Raw genomic sequence first — 17,734 nt, forward strand, 5'->3', positions numbered from 1 at the left:
TATATAAATTTAAATCTAAGTTAGGTTGCCCCGAATGTTTTCTGAAATATTTATGATTATAGAATTGTTGCAGAGACTTAGTATTTCTAAATTCTTAAGAAAATTTTTATTTGAATTATGAGTAGAGGATTTGTGAAAGAAGAAGATCAGGAAGAACCGGTATTGGTTCCGCCAAGGGCAGCATTGCCGGAAGGAGTTACAAATTATGTAACCGAAAATGGCTTGCAAGAGCTAAAGACAGAATTGAAACAACTCGAAAAAAGCAGGGCAGAGGTAATAGGTGAAAATGAAACTGAAAAAAGAAGAACGCAAAGTCTTATTGATGGTAAGATAAATCTGTTAACTGAAAGATTAAATACTGCCCGACTATTAACTCCTGAAGAATTACCTAAAGATGAAGTACGCTTTGGAGCGAGATTGCAATTTCAGAATATAACTACAAATCAGAAACAGGAATTTCAAATTGTTGGTGTAGATGAGGCCAACGTTAAATTGAAAAAGATCGCATTTGTAGCTCCCATCGCCAGGGCGGTAACCGGAAAGAAAGAAGGAGAAATCGCAGAATTTAAATTAGGTGAGGAAGTTAAAAAGTTGAAAATACTTAAGGTAACATACTAATCTATTCTGCTTAATTTTTTACTTGAAATTGATTTAAGATTCTTCTCAGGATCATTTTCCTACATATTTTATTTCGGGATATTTAACTGAAGTCTTCCTGAACCTCTGATTTATAGAATTTTATTTGATTACATTTAAAGGAAATTAAATGTAATCACATGAATTCTTACAGAACCAACCTAAATTTGATGAATACAGATATTGGTTTGCTCATTTTTAGAGTTTCTATATCAGTATTAATGCTAACCCATGGCTACCCAAAACTTTTAAGATTTTTTGGTCCCGAGGAGATTAACTTTGCAGATCCCTTTGGATTAGGTCAAACTTTGACTTTTGGTTTGGCCGTTTTTGCTGAATTCGTTTGTTCAGTTTTTGTTCTATTTGGTTTTCTAACGAGGTTTTCGGCAATTCCTATAGTAATAACAATGGCCGTTGCTGCCTTTTTTATACATGCTACAGATGGATTTGGAAAACAGGAATTGCCCATAATCTATATGATAAGTTTCTTATTTCTTGTTTTTAGTGGAGGCGGGAGGTATTCCCTTGATTTTTTAATTCAGAATAAAAAATAAGTTCTATTGAATAAGGTCTATGTTTTAATTGGTGTTTCCGGGGTAGGTAAAACTACTCTTGGTAGATTACTGGCTGAAAAATTGTCCTTAGCTTTCCATGATGCCGATGATTTCCATTCTGAAGCTAATAATGAAAAATTGAAGGCAGGAATTCCTTTAAATGATAAAGATAGAGAATCCTGGTTGACATCGCTTTCTAGATCTATTGAGAAATGGTCTGAAAGCTCTGGCGCTGTTCTGGCCTGTTCTGCTTTAAAAGAAAAACATCGGGAAGAATTATCTAAAAATATAGGCGATAAGATAGTGTGGATCTATTTATACGAAGACTTTGAGACTATCTCTGAAAGGTTAAAAGCCAGAAAATCTCATTTTTTTGATCCAACGTTATTAAGGTCACAATTCGATATTCTTGAGCCACCCAGGTATGGAATTCAAATAAAGGTTGAAGATAAACCGGAAGTTTCACTAGATAAGATCCTAAATACGTTGAGTAAACCACGAATAGGATTAATAGGGCTTGGAGTTATGGGCCGAAGCCTGGCATTAAATATCGCCCGTAATGGTTTTCCTGTTTCTGTATATAATCGAAAAGAAGGAGAAAAGCATCAGAATATTGCCAAAGATTTTTCGAGCACCCATTCCGATAAATATGAGATACCAGCTTTTGATGATCTCAAGAGTTTTATTTCAGCATTAGATACGCCCAGGAATATTCTGAACCAGGAAAAAGCAGACCACCTATTACTGAATCCTGCTATTGCTGAAATTTTGAATGAAAATAAGGGATTTTTAAAATCTATAACTTCAAGAGCTCTTGATGCAGGATGTCCTATGCCGGTGAGTTCTGCGGCCCTGAATTATTTCCTGAATTTTGTAAGAGGAAATACTTCAGCGAATATTATCCAGACGCAAAGAGATTATTTCGGTGCACATACTTACGAACGGTCAGATAAACCACATGGTGAATATTTTCATACTAAATGGAATTCTGAATAATGGATCTACAAATTTTAATTGCGGTCTTATTGGGAATTTCTATTCTTCTTTTCCTGATCCTAAAGTTAAAGATCCAGGCTTTTCTGGCTTTACTTATTGTTTGCATTCTGGTAGGAATTCTGGCTGGATTACCTGCTGAAGATATTCTTTCCACCATGCAGGAAGGGATGGGCAGTACCCTGGGATTTGTGGCTACCGTGGTTGGACTGGGGGCATTGTTTGGAGGGATTCTGGAACAATCTGGTGGGGCGAAGAATTTAGCCAGGTATTTACTTGAAAAGACAGGAGAAAAACGTTCACCCTGGGCTATGATGTTCACTGGTTTTATTGTTGCCATCCCGGTGTTTTTTGACGTAGCTTTTATAATCCTCGTTCCAATAACCTATGCTTTGAGTAAAAAGACAGGCAAATCTTTGCTTTTATATGCTTTGCCTTTGCTGGCCGGTCTCACCATCACCCACGCCTTCATTCCTCCGACACCGGGACCCATTGCTGTTGCCGACATTCTTGGAGCAGACCTGGGTTGGGTGATCTTGTTTGGAATAATTACTGGAATTCCGGTAGCTATCATCAGCGGACCTATTTTCTCAAAATATATTTCAAAGAAGATTTATATCGAACCACAGGATTTCACAAAATCATCAGGTATTAGCGAAGAAGACCTGCCTGGTCCTGGTTTGATCTGTGCTATAATTTTCGTTCCTATTGTCCTTATTGTAACTAACACAATTTTGAACAGCCCTCTTTTTCAGGATAGGTCGATACCATCAATTTTATTGTACCTGATAAATATTTTAGGACATCCCTTTACCGCCCTGATCATTGCCAATTTGCTAGCCTGGTATTTTCTTGGAGTTAAACGTGGAATGGGAAAGCAATTTCTGAATAAAACGGCATTGAAATCTTTTGAGGCAGCAGGGATCATTATTTTGCTCACTGGGGCAGGAGGTGCCTTTAAACAGATATTGATAAGGACCGGGGCCGGTGAAATGATCGCACAGTCTCTCAATCAAACCTTTTTCAATCCATTGATTTTCGGATTTTTAATTGCTTTGATTGTAAGGTTGCTTCAAGGATCTGCTACCGTGGCAATGATAACCGCAGCGGGAATAACGGCGCCCGTACTTTCATCGACAACCCAATCTTCCGCAGAAATATCCCTGGTTGTAATTGCAATTGCCGCTGGTGCATCGGGCTTTTCTCACGTAAATGACAGTGGTTTCTGGTTAGTAGGAAAATATCTTGGGCTAACCGAAAAGCAGACTTTTAAAACCTGGACGGTTATGACAGGCATCATCTCTGTTCTTGGACTTTTCGTAAGTTCTGTAATCTATTCAATCTTATAAGGTCATTGAAATAAAAAAGGAGCGCATTGGCGCTCCTTTAAATTTGAGAAAGAAATATAGTTTAATTTTCAACTACGGCTGCATCACCTTCCAGCATCGCGAAGAATTTATCCAGGTTAGGGATAATTACGATTCTGGTTCTACGGTTTTTAGCCATATTTTCTTTGTTGGTATTTTCTACCAATGGTTGGTAACTACTTCTTCCGGCAGCAATAAGCTTGGATGGTTCAACATCATATTTGTCCTGAAGTAATCTTACAATAGAAGTTGCTCTTCTAACACTAAGATCCCAATTATCCTTAAGATATGAATCCTTAACCATTGTACGGTCATCAGTATGTCCTTCGATCATTACCTCCATGGCAGGCTCACTATTGATCACCTCTGCAAGTTTTTTAAGTAGTGGTTGTGCTTCGTTAGTTACTCTATAACTACCGGTTCCAAAAAGTAATTTATCAGATACATTGATCATAACCACAGTTTCATCTACGCTAATATCAATATCATCCTCATCTGCACCTTCTGAAATGTTCTGTTTTAGATTATACGAAACCGCCAGGTTAATTGAATCTTCCAGAGTTTTTGCTCCCTGAACTTTTTCAGGATCCATTTTAGCGATTGTGCTACGCATTCTGTCCTTAGTATTCTTAGACATCACCGTTAGATCATTCATCTCCATCATACCTTCATTCTCGGTTCTTAGAGAATTGATCTTGGCGTTATATTCTGCTACTCTCTTTTCGATTGCAGCATATTTATCTTCAATCTCTTCTTTTTCAACTCTAGTTTTCTGTAATGTACTTCTGGTGTCATTTAACTCTCCTTCCAGTGCTACATATTTCTTTTTAGAAACACAAGAGGTTAGCATGGTAGCTGCCAATACTGTTACAGTTATTACTCTTTTCATAAATCGGATTTTTAAAGTTTATGTTTGATTATTTAGTTTTCTAATCGACTATTAAAAAGCGATTATAGTGCCATCTCACCAGGATATTGCTCAATATTGGCTCTCTGCGGTCAGGTTTTTAATTAAAAAAATGGGTTTTAAAGCTTTAATAGCAGGGAATTAGCCTGGTTTTTTGTAAAAAAAATCCTTATAAAAGTTGAAAATATTCTTTTAGAGATTGCCAGGTTGATTTGCTAAAAACTGTGGAATTTGAACCGAATTGTGTAAAATTAATCCACACTTTTTTGTTGCTGGAACATGAAAAGTATCCCTTCAAAAGCCTTGGTAGCGCCTATTTTAACACAAGATTACCAGAAATATATCTTATTGATTTCGTGATATAGTTGGTAAACAATAACTTTGAGAAATCCAAAATCAGCTTCATTGGCGAAGAATAAGCAAATACTTTTTAAGGCCTTAAAAATTCTGGGTAAGATATTCCTGGGAATCCTTATTTTTCTCCTTCTCGTAATCTTATTTGTTCGTAGTCCCTGGGGGCAGGGAATCATTAAGGACAAGTTTATCTCATCTATCGAAAAGAAAACCGGTGGCGAAATAGAACTTGAAAAACTATTCATCACTTTTGATGGAGATATTGAAATAAATGAACTTTATATAGAAACCCCGGAAGGAGATTCTCTGGCATACGCTAAAAGGCTCTCTGCCAATATTGGATTGTGGGCGCTTATCAAAGGAAACAGTTTCGATCTTAACCAACTTGAGGCAGATGATCTACGGGCTAGGATAATCAGAAAAGATAGTATCAACGGTTTTAATTTTGGGTTTCTTACCAGGGCCTATGCCTCAGACACTACTCAAACTCAAACTCCTGCCGATACAACTACGGCGCCAATGGGATTTAATATTGGAGATATTAATCTTGAAAAAATCGATATACTTTATAAGGATCAGGTTAGTGGAATAGATTCAAAAATAAAATTCGGCCTGTTAGAATTGGAATTTGAAGAAACCAACCTGGAAAATATGATCTTCAGGACTCAGGATGCAATTCTTAGTGATGCTGAAATAGATTACGAGCAAACCAAACCTTTTCCTGAAAGCGATGCAGAACCAGCTCCCATGCCCGTAATTGAAATTCAGAATCTTGAATTTTCTAATGTTTCCGGAAGCTATGCATCTGTTCCCGATTCAATATCTACAAATGTTCAGGTCTACAAGCTAAAACTGGATAATACAAAATTTGACCTCAAACAAAATTCGATCTTTAGTAATTCTATTGAGGTTCAGAATTCTAAATTTGGATTAGCCTTAATCCAAAAAGCAAATACTTCTCAAGTACAGGAAAAACAATCTCAGAATTTTGAATGGCCAGATTTTAATATTGAGATCGCCAAAATTGACCTCGAGAACAATTCGATTAATTATAAAGTAAATGATGAAACCGTTAGAAAAGGGACTTTCAATCCTAATGCGGTCAAATTGGATAGTCTTATTTTCAAAGCAAGCAATATAGCTTATGAGCCTGGGAATGTAAATTCAGAAATCAATGAGTTGAAATTCCAGGAGGCTTCTGGAATTGAGATCAATAATTTCAATTTTAAGGCACAAATAAATGAAGAGGCAATTAGAGTTGCAGATCTTGAGGCCGGAGTAAATAATAATAGACTTTCGGGCAGGGTAGAAATGACTTACTCGAGTTTGAATGAATTTATTCAGAATCCAGGAACCGCAGGGTTGAACATTAATATAGATCAACTAAGGCTGAGTATTAAAGATATATTTCGTTTTCAACCTGAACTGGAGGAAAATGAATATTTAAAGGCATTGGCAGCATCACCGGTTCGGGGAAATCTCAATGCTACCGGTACAGTTAACGATATCAACCTTAGTTCACTTGCCCTTTCCTGGAGCGATTCCCAGATTTCTGGAAATGGATACATCCGGAATAGTCAGGATCCTGAAAACTTGAAATTTAACCTTCCACAGGTCAGGGTGAGCTCAAAACGAAGTGATATTTTGAAATTTGTAGCCGAAGAAGACCTGGGTATGAGTCTACCGGAAGAATTTGTTCTAGCCGGAAGTTTTTCCGGCGATGCCAATGCTATAAATACGAATTCACTTCTTCAAACCACTTCGGGCAATATTGAAATTGAGGGAGAATTCCAGTCTGGAGAGCAGATTGCTTTCGATACGGAGATCAAAGGAGATAGTATTGCTCTGGGAAAATTACTTCAAAACGAAGCTCTTGGAAACATCAGTTTAAAACTAAAGGCTTCAGGTGAAGGAAAAACGATGAATGACCTTGATGCAGAGCTCGAAACTGTAATTTCTTCTTTTGATTATAACGGCTATGAATTCAGAGAAATTCAGATAACAGGTGACCTTGAGAACGGTAAGGGACCAGTTACGCTCGATTATAAAGACAATAACCTTAATATGACTTCGGAAACCAGGGTGCAACTGGATTCAGTCTCACCAAAATTCGATGTTAACCTGAATATTAAAGGAGCTAACCTGGAAGCCCTTGGAATAACCAAGAAAGAGATCAAAACAGGTTTTGTATTAAATGGTTGGTATGAAGGAAATGCTGAAGGTTATGAATTAGAGGCAGAGATCATCGATGGGGTAGCGGTTTACAACAATCAAACATATTTACTAGGAAGCCTGGACGCTTCAGCCTTTGTCAGGGAAGACACTACTTCGGTAAAAATTAAGAACAGGATCCTAGACCTGGATTTGCAGTCTAACGCCAGTCCGGTTGCTTTTTCCAACGCCATCAACAGGCATTTTAAAAGGTATATCACCGAAGGTTTTACTGAAGACAGCTTGGTAAATCCAGTTAATCTTAAACTGGATGTCAGAATAAGTCAGTCTCCCATACTTAATGAAGTTTTCCTGGTAAATCTGGAGGAACTGGACACTATAGATGTAAATGTTGATTTTCAGGAAGCGGAACGAAAAATGGATGCATCGGTATCTATTCCATTCGTAAATTATTACAATAGTAAGATCGATAGTTTAAAGCTTGAAATGCGCTCAGATCCAAAAAATCTGAATTTCAATTTTGCCTTTAATGAATTGAATTCGGGGCCTCTGGCTATTAAAGAAACAGTTATAAAAGGTGAAGTGCTGGACCGCAAACTAAACCTTGATTTTTCTTCGACCAATGAAGATACTTTGCTGGTTCACGTAAACTCTGAATTAAATTTCCAGGGAGACACCCTCAAGTATCACATTAATCAAAAGGATCTTATTCTCAACAAAAAGGCCTGGGAAGTCGATGAGAATAATACTGTAAGTTATGCTACAAACTATATTGATTTTCAGGATTTTCGAATATACCGCAATAATCAGGAATTAAAGCTTACCAATGATGAACCAGGGGTCGAAAAGGAGCATTTGGGGCTTAGCTTTAAAAATTTCAAACTGGAAGCTTTATTAAACTATCTGAATCCTGAGAACCAACTCGCATCAGGCGAACTGCAGGGTAAATTTATATACGAAGAACCTTTCGGTGAAACCGGATTACTGGCAGATATGGAAATTAATCAGTTTAAAATACTGGACGTAGATCTGAATACATTAAGTCTGAAGGGAGAATCTGCAGGTTTCAGTACTTACGATTTCGATATGGCAGTAAAAGGAGGCGAGGTAGATCTGGACCTAACAGGTTCGTATACTGCAGCAGAACCTTCTGCGCAACTAGATCTTGAACTGGCTCTGAACCAAGTGGAAATGACGGCTCTGGAAGGTTTTTCGAGGGGTGAGATTAAGAATGGAAGTGGTAGTTTTTCTGGTAATTTCAGGTTGAATGGCACCTTGTTGGAACCGGAATATAGCGGGAATTTACAATTTGATAATGCTGGTTTTAATATTGCGATACTGGATGCCGGTTTTGTTTTACCTAATGAAAATTTGAGACTCGATAATCAGGGGGTCTATTTTGAAAATTTCAATATTAACGATGCAGAGAATAATTCTATAATAGTGAATGGAGAGGTGACGACCGTAGATCTTTTAAACCCAGGTTTCAACCTCGATGTGCAGGCTCAGGATTTCAGGCTTTTAAATTCTGAGGAAGAAGACAATGAATTGTTCTATGGGACTGCGGTTGTAGATGTGGATGCTCAGATTAAAGGCGATCTTAATTTACCCGAGGTGGATATGAACCTGGATATTAAAGAACGTACAGATTTCACCTATGTGGTTCCCAAGGCCAGTCTTCAGATAAATGAACGTGATGGAGTGGTGATCTTTGTTAATAAGGAGAATCCGGATGCAATTCTATCTCAGACCGAAGAAGAATCTTATGTGGTTTCGGGTTATGATATTTTTACCAGGATTTCTGTAAATGAAGATGCAAAATTTAACGTGATAATAAATCCTGACACGGGTGATAAATTCCAGGTTCAGGGGGAAGGAGACCTGCTTTTTAATATGTATCCTAATGGACGTACAGCCTTAACTGGTGTCTATGAGATCAATGATGGATTTTATGAAATGAGCCTTTATAACCTGGTAAAGCGTAGATTTGATATCGCTAATGGCAGCAGGGTTTCCTGGGCTGGAGATCCTTTTGATGCACAACTAGATGTTACCGCGATTTACAGAGTGGAGACTTCAGCATCTTCACTCATGGCCTCTCAAACCTCAAGTACAGATAATAATGATATGGATGCATACAGGCAAAAATTGCCATTTCTGGTTTATCTTAATATAGACGGGGAACTTATGTCGCCAAAGATAACTTTTGGGCTGGATATGCCAGAGGAGGAGCAGGGCGTTGCTGGGGGAGAAATCTTTGGTAGAGTACAACAGCTAAATAACCAGGAACAGGAACTTAACAAACAGGTATTCTCATTATTAGTACTTAACAGGTTCTTTCCAGATTCTGGAAGTGATGGAAGTAGTGGAGGAACCCTGGCAGTGGCGAGGGATAATCTGAATTCTGCTTTATCAGATCAGTTGAATATGCTTTCGAGTAAAATACTTGGAGAAAGTGGGGTTCAGTTAAATTTTGAGGTAGATAGTTTTACAGATTACCAGGGGGAGAATCCTGAGGATCGTACACAGCTAGGGATTAATGCCCAAAAAGCTTTTCTTGAGGACCGCTTGGTAGTAGAAGTTGGTAGCGAAGTAGATATTCAGGGTGGAAATGAAGCAGGGCAGGCTAACAGCCCTTTAATTGGTAATGTTAGTATATCTTATCTTTTGAATAAAAGTGGTATGTGGAGGATTAAAGGATTTAGTAAGACCCAGTATGAGAATGTGGTTGACGGGCAGTTAGTTGTTAGCGGAATAGCACTAATCTTTACCAAGGAATTTAATAAGTTCAAGAATATGTTCGAAAAGGCGGTAATGGAAAATGTAAAGGATGAAGAGGCCGAAAAAGACAAGAAGAAAGATGAAAAGTAGATTTATATATATTCTATTTGCTTTTATAAGCCTTATCCAGGCCTGTAGTGTGGAGAAATTCATTCCAGAAGATGAATTTCTTTACACTGGTTCAGAGATCCAGATAGAATCAGATTCAACCATTACCGATAAAACTCAGCTAAAAACAGAACTCAATAAAGTAATAAAACCAGATCCAAATTCAAAGTTTTTAGGGATGAGGCCTGGTTTATATTTCTACTATAAGGCCCAAAGAGAAAAACCTGGTTTTATTAATAAATTCTTGAATAATAAAATAGGAGAGGAGCCGGTTTATTTGTCTGATATTGACCTTTCAGGAACCGAAGATCTTTTGCTCAACCGGTTGGAGAACAGAGGTTTCTTTTACAGCAGAGTTGCATCAGATTCTAAAAAGGATGAGGAAGCGAAAACGGCCACTACCTCTTTCGAGCTTATGCTACCCGAGCCATACAGAATGGAAACCTATCAGCTAGACTCAGATTCCCTCATAATTTTTCAGGAGGTCGCTAAAAACATGGATGAAACATTACTTGAAAAAGGAATGCGCTTTGACCTCCCAGAACTAAAAGACGAGCGAGAACGTATAGATTCGCACTTGAAAAGAGATGGTTATTATAATTTCAATCCCGGGTTTCTGCTTTTTGAGGCAGATACCAATCAATATTCTCAGAAAAAATTTGATCTTTTCCTTAGGCTGAAGAAAGATGTACCTCCTAAATCTGTGATCCCATATAAAATATCGAATGTAAATGTATACCCAAACTACAATATAGATGAGGATTCCCTAACCAGGAATTTCGAGCGTTGTGGAAATAAAAATTACCTTCAGGACGAACTTTTCTTTAAGCCTAAATATCTCGATCCTTATATCTTAATCGAAACCGGTGAACTATATGATCCTGAAAAGTCAAGGAATACCAGCAGAAGACTTGGAACAATTGGGGTCTACAAATTTGTGAATATAAGGTATGATGAAGTAGATAGCCTGGCCACCGATAGTATTGGGTTGCTTGAAGCCAACATATTTTTGTCACCCTTAAAGAAAAGAGCAATTAGAGCAGAACTACAGGCACTTACTAAATCAAATAGTTTTGCCGGACCCAACCTGGCATTGACTTTCTCCAACCGAAATCTTTTTCAAGGGGGAGAGATTCTGAATATATCTGCAAACCTTGGATATGAAGTCCAGCTTGGCTCTGGTAACAATGCCGGTAGAAACTCTCTTCAGTTAGGAATCTCCAACGACCTGATAATACCCAGGCTATTATTTCCTTTAAAGTTTAATACCAACTTTTTCAAATATGATATCCCTAAGACAAAGATAAGCCTGGGAGCAGATTATTTAAGAAGGAGCCAGTTATTTACCCTGGCTTCCATCAATTCGTCATTTGGGTATTTCTGGAATGCCAACCGATATGTGACCCACGAATTTAATCCTATAAACCTGAATTACGTTAGCCTAACCGATGTTACCGAGGAATTCCAGGATATACTTGATGAAAACCCTTTTCTGGAAAGCAGTTTTGAACAGGAATTCATCGCCGGGCTTACTTACGGTTTTACCTACAACGGCCTTATAGATTCGCAAAAGCAACATGCATTTTACTTTCATGCCAATTATGATATGGCCGGGAATGTTATGAGTTTATTCGGAAAGGAAGGAGATGAAGGGAAAAAAGAGATCCTGGGATTGGAATATGCCCAGTATGCCAAACTAGATTTTGATTTTAGTTACCACTTAAGGTTAGGTAATCAACAAGTGATCGCAACCCGTTTATTTGCAGGTTATGGTCTTCCTTATGGGAATTCAGATGTACTGCCTTATAGCAAACAGTATTTTTCGGGTGGGCCTTATAGTATAAGAGCATTTAGAACCCGATCATTAGGTCCGGGGACTTTTGATCCTACAGCACCAAACCTGGTGACAGACGATTCTGGAAACCCTGATGACCCAGAAGACGATCCTAATGATATTGGATACAGGGATCAAACCGGGAATATTCGTCTTGAAGCCAATATGGAATATAGATTTCCTATCGTTACCTATTTAAATGGAGCTTTCTTCGTAGATGCTGGTAATATATGGACCTCTGAAGAACAGCCTGAAACTACCAATTTAGAAGGTGATGGCTCTGGAAAATTCACCTCAGATTTTATGCGGCAGTTGGGGATTGGTACCGGTGTTGGTTTAAGGATCGATATCCAGAGTTTCGTAATTAGGTTCGACCTGGCATTTCCATTACACGATCCAAGACAACCGGCAGGGGATAGATGGGTAAACGATTTTGGAAACCCGGTCTTTAATTTCGCGATTGGATATCCTTTTTAATGCTGAAGTTTATTTCCGTAGCATAGATCCCCGGCGTCCCCGAGACCAGGAACTATATACCCGTTCTTATCTAATTCATGATCTATGGTAGAGATCCATAGTTTCGAATCTTTGGGAAAAACAGTTTTAAGATATTCCACACCTTCGTCTGAGCCAATCACCGAAACCAGATGAATTTTTTCTGGAGTCCCCATGGGTTCAAGAGCTTTCAGGACGTTGCTAAAAGACCTTCCTGTCGCGAGCATTGGATCGGCCAGGATAAGGGTTTTTCCTTCTAAAGATGGAGAGGCGAGGTACTCTACAAGTATCTCAAAATTCTCGTCATTATCTGGATGGTGTCTATAGGCCGAAATAAATGAATTCTCTGCATCATCAAAATAGTTCAAAATTCCCTGGTGAAGGGGTAAACCTGCACGAAGTATAGAACAGATCACGAGTTCATTTTTTGGAAGATAAACGTGGGATTTCCCAAGAGGGGTTGTGATTTCCTTCTTTTCGTATTCAAGTTCTTTACTCAGTTCATAAGCCATGATCTCACCAAGCCTTTCTATATTCCTTCTAAACCGCATCCTGTCACTTTGAATGCTGGTATCTCTTAATTGAGAAATGAACTGGTTTGCGACAGAATTTGTTTCTGATATTTCCTGGACTTCCATACGAACAATAAATTTAAAGAATCAAATTTACACTTTTCATTACAGAAATAAATAGGTTCTCCTCAGTACATTTCACATTATAAATATGTCTTTTACAGGCCAATACTTCGTTAAAGGAATTCCAAAATTTTAAAAATATTAGTGTAAATTTATGAGTCAATCACCTTAATATCAGTCTTATGCTTAAAAATTGTGACGCATTCTCCACCTATTCTACCAATGATATGAGCCAAACCAAAGAATTCTATGGACAGGTGCTGGGCCTTCCATATAAAGAAAACAATATGGGGATACTGGAATTAGACCCGGAACATTGTTCGGTATTAATTTATCCGAAGCCAGACCATAAACCTGCAGAATTCACGGTACTTAACTTTTACGTTTCAGATATTGAACGGCAGGTGGATGAGCTAGCTGAAAAGGGTGTAGCATTTGAAAGTTATGAAGGAAAAATAAGGACAGATAGTAAGGGAATACACCGAGGGCCAGACTCCCCGGCAATAGCCTGGTTTAAAGACCCTGCAGGAAATATACTTTCACTGTTAGAACAAAAAAATTAGGATCATGAAGGACAGGGAAAAACTATTGAAGCAACTAAATGATGCATTTGCAAATTGTGATACGGTATTTCTCAATAACAGTGTTACCGATGATATTATCTGGGAAATTGTAGGAGAAAAGAAGATTGCCGGAAGAAAGGATTTTGAAAATTCCCTGGATAGAATGAGCCATGGCGGTCCTACGAAAATTATTGTAAATGAAATTCTTTCGTCGGGAAACAGAAGCGTTGTGGAAGGTATTGTAGAGTTTTTTGTTGAACCTGGTAAAAAGAGAAAATATGCTTTCTGTGATGTATATATCTTTTCTGAAACAGAAGAGAATAAATTCAACGAATTAAGAACCTATGTTGCACAGCTGAAACATAAGAAAAAATAGGGATCCTAAGCAGTTGTAAATTATAATTACGAATATTTAAAAACATTAATTATGAAGATTCTAGTAAGCTTTTTAGTACTTGCATTTTTCAGTTCGGAATATGAATTGAAACCAAATTGTGGCTCATTTACGGTGGAAAATGAAGTGAGAACCGAGAACGCAACCAATAAAACCGATGCTTTCAAATATTTAAAAGAAACCAGAAAAAGCCTTGAAAAAAGCGTTAAGGGGTTGTCTGAAGAACAAATGACCTTTAAGCCTGAGGATGGAGGATGGTCAGTCGCTGAAATAGTAGAGCATATAATTATAGTAGAAGGGGCACTTAAAGGAATGCTTGAAGGAAAAATAAAATCCGGTGAGAATCTCGATCAGAAAGCTGAAGTAAAAATGACCGATGACCAGGTAGTAAGCCTTATTACCGATAGAAGTTCATCGATACAAACACAGGACCAGTTTCAACCAACAGGAAAATTTTCAGGATCTGAAGAAGCTATCAATGCTTTTGATACTCAGCGGGAAAGTATAGTATCCTGGTTGAAGGATTCTGATGCCGATATGAGAAATTATGTAAATGAATTTCCTTTCGGAAAGATAGATGCATACCAGACGGTTCTTTTTATGGCTGGTCATACCGAAAGACATACGGCACAAATTAAAGAAATTAAATCAGCTCCAAATTTTCCTGGATAAATTAATTTTTATAAAACTATAAAATCTGAAAGGACCGGTATATAACCGGTTCTTGTTTTTTTTGGTTACGGAAGATGGAAAACCATAAAATAGGTTGATCTTTATTTTATAAGAATTATTGATTTCCAGAATTTAATTTTTTGGCTGTATTTTTGATATATTAAGAACTCAAGCTCTTATTATGAAAATCAAACTACTTTTCATTTCCTTTTTCTGCTTTGGTCTTGCAGCACAGGCACAGATAGAGATCCCTCGAACAACCAATACGGGGCCTATACTCAAGGCAGAAGAATCTAATTCTACAGGTTTTCCTATCCTAAAAAGAGAAGAGACCAATACTGATAGTAAGTATCTGAAGGATAAACCTAAACCTATAGATCTTCGGGAAAATCCAAATGGTCTAATGACTGAAGCAGATGTTATCAAGAAGAAATGGGAAAAAGACAAGGAGATAAGAGAAGAATATAGAAGTGATCAAAGCCTGGGAAACGTTGTAACTAAAGGAAGGTTCGTAGAGGTTTATTGTCGGGATCATCAATATATAGATGGAGATAAGGTGAAGATCTTTGTGAACGGTCAGCTTGTTGCTGCCAGTGTAACCCTTCACGCGGGATTTCAGCCAATTCTGGTCAATCTACAGGACGGTTTCAATAGCATTCAATTCGTAGCGCTCAACCAGGGCAGTTCGGGACCAAATACTGCAGAACTAAGAGTTCTTAGTGAAAAAGGAGAACAACTGGCAAAAAAGGAATGGAACCTTCTAACCGGAGCAACTGCTGAACTGATCGTTGTAAAAAATTAATTTTACCTTCAGATCACAAGAATCATAGATAATAGAATGATCCTTTACTCAAAAAAGGTTCATTTTTTAATATCAACCTATTCATTCAGAATTGCTTATTTTATTCTTTAAATTTACCCCTCAAGATCTTCAAGGATGGATATCTGTTTCAGCGTTTTTTGGATCTTATCCCTATGGTCTACCAGTAAATTCTTTACAGCCGGAGTAAGATGATTTTTATTTTTTCCAGTTTCTCTTCGTATTCTTTCCAGCTGGCTTTTTCTCCTCGAAGGCATTCTTCTAGAATATGCTTATCGCTCATCTTTGCCCATGAGCCTTTAACTTCTATTCAAAAGCGGTGAATACTGGCTAAAGTACTCCCACTAACTTTCTCTTTAGGATGCTCATTGAGCAAATGTATCTGTTTATCCAGCTCTGTGGCGAAGTGATTTCTTTGTACAGCCTGCTTCTTCAAAAAACTCTTAAGATCAGGGTTTTCCGTATGCTGCAAAGCCTTCTTGTAACCTTTCTCAGCATCATAATTCTTTTCAAGAAGATCTGATAGAACGTGAAAAAGGTTTTTATGACTAGCTTCTCTTGCCGATTCTCTTGTTGTTTTCATAACTAAGCTTTTTTTGATTTTAACTACATAAAGATACTTCAAATACATAATTTTAACCTATTGATTATCAGTAAAAAACAAGATAAAATGTAAAGTAGCTGCAAAATAGATTCAGGAAATTATACTGAAAACCACCTATAGCCCAGATTATTTAAAATCTTTAACTTTTTTTCTTATACCAATTAATTATCAACCAACTAAATTCAAACAAAATGGAAACTTCAAAGAGTATTTTGATCAACTCTCTCTTCTTTTCGTTAATTCTACTTGGTTTTGGTCATCAAACCTATTCCCAGGCTGGTATGAGCAATGAAAACTCTGTAGCTGTAAATATTATAGATGGAGATCTGGAGTGGGGGGACTGTCCAGAATTAATTCCCAATGGATGCAATGTGACCATCATTCATGGAGATCCAAGTAAGCCAAATGCAGATGCTGTCTTTAAATTTCAACCTGGCACAGATATACCCGAACACTGGCATAATTCAGCTGAACGAATGATTCTTGTTCAGGGTGAGATGACGGTTTCTTATGAAGATGAAGCAACGAAGACCCTGAAAGCAGGTTATTACGCCTATGGACCATCAAAGAAGCCTCATACCGCAAAATGTACCGGTTCAGAACCATGTCTGTTGTTTGTTGGTTTTGAAAAACCTGTAGATGCATTTGCAGGAAAGCCTGAATAAAACCTAATCTTATTTTGATTAAATTAGAAGGATCAATCATCATTGTACATTCATGAAAAAGGTTTTAATTGGAGTAGATTACAATCCCCGTTCAGAAAAAGTGATCAAAGAAGGTTATGCACTCGCCAAGAAATTGGGAGCTGAAGTCTGTTTAATTCATGTTCTTGCAGATGTGAATTATTATGGAGTGAATTATCCCACTTTTATGGGTTATGAAGGATATAATGAAATGCAGGTAGATTTGAATGTGATCTCTGAATTACGTGAGGTAGCAAAAAAGTTCCTTGAAAAGGCTGCAGAACATCTTGGCGATCCTGGAGTGAGTGCTCATCTTGCAGAAGGCCCTACATCTTCAGTTATTCTAGAATATGCCCGGAATTGGAATGCCGACATGTTGGTACTTGGGACTCACAGTCATTCTGTTCTAGAGAAAGTGTTAATGGGAACTACGGCCAGCCATATCCTGGAACGAACTAAAATTCCAGTTTATATGATCCCAATTAAGGATAAGAAATAATATTGCTAAAAGATTACACCCATTATAATTTTGTGTTAATCATTTGATATGCAGTTTCTTATTAGGTACTTTCAAAAGCAATAGATTAATCAATTTAAATTTTAAATTATGGGAATTATAAAGGTTATTGAAGTTATAGCGACTTCTGAAAAAAGTTTTGATGATGCAACTAGAAATGCTGTAAAGGAAGCTGCAAAATCTATTAAGAATATCAAATCTGTTTATGTTAAGGAAATGAAGGCCCATGTATCTGGGGATTCTATTACTTCTTACGCAGTGAACGCTAAAATATCTTTTGAGAAAAATGCTTGATCAGGAAATTTAAAGTGAATAAAAAAGCCAGGATTTACCTGGCTTTTTTATTTTTTAACTATAAGTCGTAATTACCGATGGTTAGCGAGACTTTAAAAAGTTTCCAGAATCTGGATAGATTTATCTTATTCAGATTCTGGTTTAAAACTGAATTATTTTCTCAATGGTCACATTATGTTTTTAATATCGGTTTCCTATGACTATCTTTACAAAAATTTTGATGCAGGTCTAAATAGACCATGGCTCTCTCTGAATTAAACCTTCAAAAGATAATCTTACACATTAAATTTTTCTGGTATTCGTTTAGTTGGTTCAAAGCATTGAAATTGGAAACGAATAGTAATTAAAATT

Annotated in this window: 17 protein-coding genes; 13 read left to right on the top strand and 4 right to left on the bottom strand. The window is 37.3% G+C overall.

The features are described from left to right. The first annotated feature begins 117 nt into the window (after positions 1–117). The 4 genes from ML462_RS07795 to ML462_RS07810 all read left to right on the top strand — a co-directional run bounded on the left by ML462_RS07795 (position 118) and on the right by ML462_RS07810 (position 3,532). The gene (locus ML462_RS07795) at positions 118–618 is read left to right on the top strand and encodes a GreA/GreB family elongation factor (RefSeq protein ID WP_240713246.1); all 501 of its coding nucleotides are present in this window, start codon (positions 118–120) and stop codon (positions 616–618) included. Positions 619–776: 158 nt separating this feature from the next. Beyond that, positions 777–1,190: a DoxX family protein gene (locus ML462_RS07800; protein WP_240713247.1), complete on the top strand. Its 414-nt coding sequence runs from the start codon at positions 777–779 to the stop codon at positions 1,188–1,190. Between the two features lie 6 nt (positions 1,191–1,196). Continuing rightward, on the top strand, positions 1,197–2,186 hold the full coding sequence (locus ML462_RS07805; protein ID WP_240713248.1) for a gluconokinase: 990 nt from the start codon (positions 1,197–1,199) through the stop codon (positions 2,184–2,186). Further along, the gene (locus ML462_RS07810; RefSeq protein ID WP_240713249.1) at positions 2,186–3,532 is read left to right on the top strand and encodes a GntP family permease; all 1,347 of its coding nucleotides are present in this window, start codon (positions 2,186–2,188) and stop codon (positions 3,530–3,532) included. The genes ML462_RS07805 and ML462_RS07810 overlap by 1 nt, the downstream gene beginning before the upstream one ends. Before the next feature lie 61 nt (positions 3,533–3,593). Here the strand turns inward: ML462_RS07810 and ML462_RS07815 are convergent, their stop codons facing one another. Continuing rightward, positions 3,594–4,439: an OmpA/MotB family protein gene (locus tag ML462_RS07815; protein WP_240713250.1), complete on the bottom strand. Its 846-nt coding sequence runs from the start codon at positions 4,437–4,439 to the stop codon at positions 3,594–3,596. Between the two features lie 423 nt (positions 4,440–4,862). Between ML462_RS07815 and ML462_RS07820 the strand changes: the two genes are divergently transcribed. Further along, on the top strand, positions 4,863–9,854 hold the full coding sequence (locus ML462_RS07820) for a translocation/assembly module TamB domain-containing protein (protein WP_240713251.1): 4,992 nt from the start codon (positions 4,863–4,865) through the stop codon (positions 9,852–9,854). Next, a complete protein-coding gene (gene tamL, locus ML462_RS07825) occupies positions 9,844–12,183 on the top strand; it encodes a translocation and assembly module lipoprotein TamL (RefSeq protein ID WP_240713252.1) in 2,340 nt (779 codons plus the stop codon). Before ML462_RS07820 ends, tamL begins: the two co-directional genes overlap by 11 nt. On the opposite strand, the gene upp is transcribed toward tamL, so the two are convergent. Then, a complete protein-coding gene (upp, locus tag ML462_RS07830) occupies positions 12,180–12,839 on the bottom strand; it encodes a uracil phosphoribosyltransferase (RefSeq protein WP_240713253.1) in 660 nt (219 codons plus the stop codon). The two genes, tamL and upp, sit on opposite strands and share 4 nt — an antisense overlap. 179 nt (positions 12,840–13,018) lie before the next feature. Here upp and ML462_RS07835 point away from each other — a divergent pair, with 179 nt between their 5' ends. The 4 genes from ML462_RS07835 to ML462_RS07850 all read left to right on the top strand — a co-directional run bounded on the left by ML462_RS07835 (position 13,019) and on the right by ML462_RS07850 (position 15,267). Next, positions 13,019–13,399 (top strand): VOC family protein, encoded by a 381-nt coding sequence (locus ML462_RS07835; RefSeq protein WP_240713254.1) that lies wholly within the window; start codon positions 13,019–13,021, stop codon positions 13,397–13,399. A gap of 4 nt (positions 13,400–13,403) precedes the next feature. Next, positions 13,404–13,775 carry a nuclear transport factor 2 family protein gene (locus tag ML462_RS07840; RefSeq protein ID WP_240713255.1) on the top strand — a complete coding sequence of 124 codons (372 nt, stop codon included), beginning with the start codon at positions 13,404–13,406 and terminating at the stop codon, positions 13,773–13,775. A 51-nt stretch (positions 13,776–13,826) separates the two neighbouring features. After that, on the top strand, positions 13,827–14,465 hold the full coding sequence (locus ML462_RS07845) for a DinB family protein (protein ID WP_240713256.1): 639 nt from the start codon (positions 13,827–13,829) through the stop codon (positions 14,463–14,465). A gap of 181 nt (positions 14,466–14,646) precedes the next feature. Then, positions 14,647–15,267: a hypothetical protein gene (locus ML462_RS07850; protein WP_240713257.1), complete on the top strand. Its 621-nt coding sequence runs from the start codon at positions 14,647–14,649 to the stop codon at positions 15,265–15,267. A 113-nt stretch (positions 15,268–15,380) separates the two neighbouring features. On the opposite strand, the gene ML462_RS07855 is transcribed toward ML462_RS07850, so the two are convergent. Together ML462_RS07855 and ML462_RS07860 are read right to left on the bottom strand one after the other, a co-directional pair. Beyond that, positions 15,381–15,542, bottom strand: a complete 162-nt coding sequence (locus ML462_RS07855; RefSeq protein ID WP_240713258.1) for a hypothetical protein — start codon at positions 15,540–15,542, stop codon at positions 15,381–15,383. A 53-nt stretch (positions 15,543–15,595) separates the two neighbouring features. Beyond that, the gene (locus ML462_RS07860) at positions 15,596–15,868 is read right to left on the bottom strand and encodes a DUF2383 domain-containing protein (RefSeq protein ID WP_240713259.1); all 273 of its coding nucleotides are present in this window, start codon (positions 15,866–15,868) and stop codon (positions 15,596–15,598) included. 212 nt (positions 15,869–16,080) lie between these two features. On the opposite strand from ML462_RS07860, the gene ML462_RS07865 reads away from it, so the two are divergent. The 3 genes from ML462_RS07865 (at position 16,081) to ML462_RS07875 (ending at position 17,383) form a co-directional block, all read left to right on the top strand. Beyond that, the gene (locus ML462_RS07865; protein ID WP_240713260.1) at positions 16,081–16,554 is read left to right on the top strand and encodes a cupin domain-containing protein; all 474 of its coding nucleotides are present in this window, start codon (positions 16,081–16,083) and stop codon (positions 16,552–16,554) included. Positions 16,555–16,606: 52 nt separating this feature from the next. Beyond that, a complete protein-coding gene (locus tag ML462_RS07870; protein ID WP_240713261.1) occupies positions 16,607–17,071 on the top strand; it encodes a universal stress protein in 465 nt (154 codons plus the stop codon). Between the two features lie 108 nt (positions 17,072–17,179). After that, complete coding sequence (locus tag ML462_RS07875; protein ID WP_240713262.1) at positions 17,180–17,383, top strand: dodecin family protein; 204 nt, start codon at positions 17,180–17,182, stop codon at positions 17,381–17,383. Positions 17,384–17,734 lie beyond the last annotated feature (351 nt).

The sequence above is a fragment of the Christiangramia lutea genome (assembly GCF_022489035.1).
GTDB lineage: Bacteria > Bacteroidota > Bacteroidia > Flavobacteriales > Flavobacteriaceae > Christiangramia > Christiangramia lutea.

Bases quoted from the DNA above. Each gene is read 5' to 3' on its own strand.
- ML462_RS07795 (WP_240713246.1), top strand. From the start codon at position 118: ATGAGTAGAGGATTTGTGAAAGAAGAAGATCAGGAAGAACCGGTATTG.
- ML462_RS07800 (WP_240713247.1), top strand. From the start codon at position 777: ATGAATTCTTACAGAACCAACCTAAATTTGATGAATACAGATATTGGT.
- ML462_RS07810 (WP_240713249.1), top strand. From the start codon at position 2,186: ATGGATCTACAAATTTTAATTGCGGTCTTATTGGGAATTTCTATTCTT.
- ML462_RS07815 (WP_240713250.1), bottom strand. From the start codon at position 4,439: ATGAAAAGAGTAATAACTGTAACAGTATTGGCAGCTACCATGCTAACC.
- tamL (WP_240713252.1), top strand. From the start codon at position 9,844: ATGAAAAGTAGATTTATATATATTCTATTTGCTTTTATAAGCCTTATC.
- upp (WP_240713253.1), bottom strand. From the start codon at position 12,839: ATGGAAGTCCAGGAAATATCAGAAACAAATTCTGTCGCAAACCAGTTC.
- ML462_RS07835 (WP_240713254.1), top strand. From the start codon at position 13,019: ATGCTTAAAAATTGTGACGCATTCTCCACCTATTCTACCAATGATATG.
- ML462_RS07840 (WP_240713255.1), top strand. From the start codon at position 13,404: ATGAAGGACAGGGAAAAACTATTGAAGCAACTAAATGATGCATTTGCA.
- ML462_RS07845 (WP_240713256.1), top strand. From the start codon at position 13,827: ATGAAGATTCTAGTAAGCTTTTTAGTACTTGCATTTTTCAGTTCGGAA.
- ML462_RS07850 (WP_240713257.1), top strand. From the start codon at position 14,647: ATGAAAATCAAACTACTTTTCATTTCCTTTTTCTGCTTTGGTCTTGCA.
- ML462_RS07855 (WP_240713258.1), bottom strand. From the start codon at position 15,542: ATGCCTTCGAGGAGAAAAAGCCAGCTGGAAAGAATACGAAGAGAAACT.
- ML462_RS07860 (WP_240713259.1), bottom strand. From the start codon at position 15,868: ATGAAAACAACAAGAGAATCGGCAAGAGAAGCTAGTCATAAAAACCTT.
- ML462_RS07865 (WP_240713260.1), top strand. From the start codon at position 16,081: ATGGAAACTTCAAAGAGTATTTTGATCAACTCTCTCTTCTTTTCGTTA.
- ML462_RS07870 (WP_240713261.1), top strand. From the start codon at position 16,607: ATGAAAAAGGTTTTAATTGGAGTAGATTACAATCCCCGTTCAGAAAAA.
- ML462_RS07875 (WP_240713262.1), top strand. From the start codon at position 17,180: ATGGGAATTATAAAGGTTATTGAAGTTATAGCGACTTCTGAAAAAAGT.